This window comes from Vibrio sp. Makdt (genome assembly GCF_027587015.1).
Taxonomy (GTDB): Bacteria; Pseudomonadota; Gammaproteobacteria; order Enterobacterales; family Vibrionaceae; genus Vibrio; species Vibrio chagasii_B.
In genome coordinates, this window is record NZ_JAPPTH010000054.1 from 1 (window position 1) to 3,896 (window position 3,896).

At 40.5% G+C, this 3,896-nt stretch carries 5 protein-coding genes; 4 read left to right on the top strand and 1 reads right to left on the bottom strand.

All coding sequences use genetic code 11. From position 1 onward, the window contains the following. Window positions 1-212 precede the first annotated feature (212 nt). The 4 genes from OH460_RS27175 (at window position 213) to OH460_RS27190 (ending at window position 3,320) form a co-directional block, all read left to right on the top strand. A complete protein-coding gene (locus OH460_RS27175) occupies window positions 213-836 on the top strand; it encodes a DJ-1/PfpI family protein (protein ID WP_102478963.1) in 624 nt (207 codons plus the stop codon). Further along, window positions 829-1,263, top strand: a complete 435-nt coding sequence (locus OH460_RS27180) for a MarR family winged helix-turn-helix transcriptional regulator (protein ID WP_102478962.1) — start codon at window positions 829-831, stop codon at window positions 1,261-1,263. The genes OH460_RS27175 and OH460_RS27180 overlap by 8 nt, the downstream gene beginning before the upstream one ends. A gap of 210 nt (window positions 1,264-1,473) precedes the next feature. Beyond that, window positions 1,474-2,076 carry a hypothetical protein gene (locus OH460_RS27185; RefSeq protein ID WP_270000173.1) on the top strand — a complete coding sequence of 201 codons (603 nt, stop codon included), beginning with the start codon at window positions 1,474-1,476 and terminating at the stop codon, window positions 2,074-2,076. 239 nt (window positions 2,077-2,315) lie between these two features. Next, window positions 2,316-3,320, top strand: a complete 1,005-nt coding sequence (locus OH460_RS27190) for a S1 family peptidase (RefSeq protein WP_270000174.1) — start codon at window positions 2,316-2,318, stop codon at window positions 3,318-3,320. An 18-nt stretch (window positions 3,321-3,338) separates the two neighbouring features. Here OH460_RS27190 and OH460_RS27195 read toward each other — a convergent pair whose 3' ends face one another. After that, entirely contained in the window at window positions 3,339-3,638 is a 300-nt protein-coding gene (locus OH460_RS27195; protein ID WP_270000175.1) for a hypothetical protein, read from the bottom strand. Window positions 3,639-3,896: the final 258 nt, after the last annotated feature.

Here is a 3,896-nt window from a genome sequence, read left to right on the forward strand (position 1 = left end):
GGTCAACATGAAGTTTGGCCGTCAAATTTAGTAGGGTTTAGGAAGCTCTTAAATGTCGGTGGACAGAAACTGAAAGGCTGAACTCTGTGATATCAACTTAATTAATGTAAAGTTTGTGAAATTGTATGCAACTCCCATTGAATTTATTCCCTTGTAATTGTGACAGCACACTGACACAATGTAAGTCTGTTGTCATTTTTGAGGTGTAATTTATGAAGGAATCTATTTATCTAGCTGTATATGACGGTATCTCTGATTGGGAGTACGGGTATGTCTTGGCTCATATCAACTCTCAAGAGTTTCAAGCTTTCCCTGACAGGTTTGTAATAAAGACGGTTGGGCGAAATAAAGAATCGATTAGAACTAAAGGTGGATTAACTGTCGTGCCAGATTTATCTCTCGATAAGCTAAATCCCTCTGATGGTAAAATGCTTATTCTTTGTGGTTCAGATAATGCTGCTTCAGGCGGCATCGATGATTTTGTCGATGCAGCCAAGCGTTTTATCGACAATGGTATTTGTGTTGCAGCTATCTGTGGTGCAACCGCTGCTTTAGCGAGAAAAGGTATATTAGATAATGTTCCGCATACTAGTAATGCAAAAGAATTTCTGGAAATGACAGGATATGCAGGTAGCCAGAACTATATCCAAGAACCCGTTGTATCGACAGACTATTTGATCACCGCAGGGGGTATTGAACCTATTGCTTTTGCGGCAGAGATATTCAGGAAGTTGGAGATCTATTCTGAAACTACGCTAGATTCTTGGTTGAAATTATTCGAACAGCGGGACATAACTGGTTTTTACGAGTTAATGGAGAATTCCTTCAATGAGTGACCCAAGACATGACCTCAGTACTTTAGCCCTAACTGTTTTTTCTTTAAATGGTCAGTTTTTATCAATAGCCGAGAATATTGCTTCTCGGGCAGATCTCACTGCAACTCGCTGGCAAGTGTTGGGGGCTCTTGTTAATGATCCTCTTACACAAGCTGAAGTCGCACGTCAAATGGGGATCACACGTCAAAGCGTTCAGAGAACCAGCAAACAGCTTATCGATGAAGGTATGTTAGAAACATTAGAAAATCCATCTCATCAAAAGGCTATGTTACTTCAGTTAACGCCAAAAGGTCATAATGCTCTGTCAAAAATAAGACCATTTCATAAAGCATATGCAGAGCAACTAATTGATACGGTTGGGGAAGAAAAAGTAGCTGAAATGGTTAAAGCCATAACTGAACTATCAACCGCAATGAAAAGCCTTTAATCTATATGAGTGATACAGAGCGCCAATCATGAGCCCTTAAGGTATGGCAAAGTGAAAAAAAGCCCACGGTTCGAAGTTAAGAAAGTTGGCAAAATATGGGTGACATGATGATGTTCAAAGTAAGCAAGTTAATATAAGCAAGTTAATAATATGCACATAAACTCATACTAGCAACAGTATTTCTATGACCTATATTGTGAACCAATTATCTTGAATCGCTATAGAGCTGGTGATGGCTACCCTGAATTAACAATGTCTTTCTCTTTAGCGGGCGTAAAAGACAACTCTACATACAATGCTCTCTTCAATAAAGTTCAAATGATACCGGGTTATACAATTGACGCTAGAGAGAAAGTAACCTTAAGTATTACCCGTCCGGCCAACGCTGTTCACCTTGAGAATGTTGTTAAACGCGATGGTTCTAGCACTTTGACTGGCGATTCTTGGGACGTTGGTGGCGATACATGGATCACAAATGTTCGCGGTCTGTTTTTAGAGAATAAAGATGGCACTCAATACTCTGTAGCCTCAGGTTTGACACGCACAGTTGTTGCAAGACATGGTGATAGATTTCCAATTCATAGTTGTCCAGAAGGACATACCCCTGAACTAGATGTAATGGTCAAGAGCTTGCAGCCCCTTTCAAGTCGCAATAAGTATGGAGAAACGGGTTCTTTAACACCTAAATACTCAAAATCCGGTTCTAATTGGGTCGTATCGCTTGAGTATTACGCCAAACGAACTTCCGATTCCTCTTGGGTAAAGTTAAATGATGGATACTTGAAAGTGCAGTTTCTCTGCATAGTCACTTAAGAAGCGACACTCTCAAAAGGCAAGCTCACTCTTGCCTTTTTTTTGGAGTCGTTCATTTGAAAATTAGACTGCACTTCTCTTTAGTTATTAACAAAATGCCTATAAATCAGAAGGTTTTGTGATGCTTACCGAGAATCCCATCCAGAAATCTTCTCGTAAATGATATAGAGTACAGCGGGTTGACAAATAAATTGGACTGATATTCTTACTCAAGTCCATTCAACAAGGAAATACAAAATATGAAACTCAAGCAGTTGGCATTGGTCCCAATCTTAGGTCTTAGCTTCGGAGCTCAAGCTATTTTATACGGCACAGAGGTTGATCGTTCAAATCATCAAAACTTAGTTGAAATGAACTGTACTGGTTCAATTATCGGTGGTAAATGGATCTTAACAGCGGCTCACTGTGGCGCTGATAACGGCATTTCTGAACCAATTTATTTACCAGACTTCTCAATCGTTTACGCAAAAACACTTTTAGAGCATCCAGACTATAACAATTTAAACGTCGATATTGGTTTAATGGAATTAGAAACAGCTCCTGCATCTGAACAAGTGAGCCTACTAAAACTTACGGACTTTAATGTCGGCGATACCCTTTATGCTTATGGCTTCGGCGGTACTGGCCAAATTCTTAGCTATGCTGTTCAAACAGTTAGCGTACCATACGATTATGCTCCACCATCGCCTTGGATCATGGCGTCAGTATACGCAGGGCAGGGAGACTCCACAGGTGGTGATAGCGGTATAGGTTACACTGATTCAGATGGTTACATCCGCGGCATCCACTCAAGAACAAACACTTACAGTAATGAAGGAATGGAAGGAACGCACCTTTCCTATGCGGAAGATTTCATCTTAGATAATGTGAACGCTTGGTCTTACCCAAGTAGAAAGAAGGTTAATGGCACGGAAGTCATTAAGGTGCAAAGCCTACATAGAGGGACAGTAGTAGACTCGGCATACACAGAAGGTGACATCACAATAGATTATGACCTAAGTACATGTGATGATGCGGCTGTTGGCGAATTCGATGTATGTGAGTATCACGTTACTTCATCTGGGGAAGAAGGGAAACTTTTCCTTACTAACTCTGAAGTTGTAGAAATTAACGTACCGGAACCTGAAACCTCTGAAACGCCTTCCGGTGGTGACTCGGGTGCTTCCGGTGGTGACTCGGGTGGTTCGATGGGTTTACTTAGCTTAGTTGGGCTTCTTTACATTGTAAGAAAGAGATACACTTAACTTTTATGAGGGGAGCAATCACAATGTGGTTGCTTTTTTGTTCGCTAGTTCAGACCAGCTAACATTTCTATCAAGTTCTGAAAAACACTTAACCCAACGTGAAATATGATCCCAGGTCTGCCAACGCGCACCATCGAGAATAAACTGCCTGAGATCCCAACCTTCACCGCCTTCATTATTGACTTCTTTGAGAACAAAGCAGATTTTCAGCAAAGAGTTCTTATAGTGTTCTTCCGATACCACACCATCTACGACAAAACCTTCTCGCTTACCAATCCAACAGTTGAATAAGTTGGTTTCTTTTTCGAAAATACTCATATATCTGCACAGTCCATGACAATCAATAAACGTTTTTTCCGTATTTATAGACAATGAATCATAACGTTAATTACAATCACGCTCAATTGAAAGCCCGCACCCCAAATGAGCATGGTCTTATCCACTTTCATCGAATTATATTTGGTAGGGGAAATACACGCCCTGAAAATGTTTAGAGCATTCACTCTGAACTATTTTGGGGCAAAAGTTTGCTACAACAAAAGACAGACTACGACAAAAAGCATCTAAAAGTTTCAG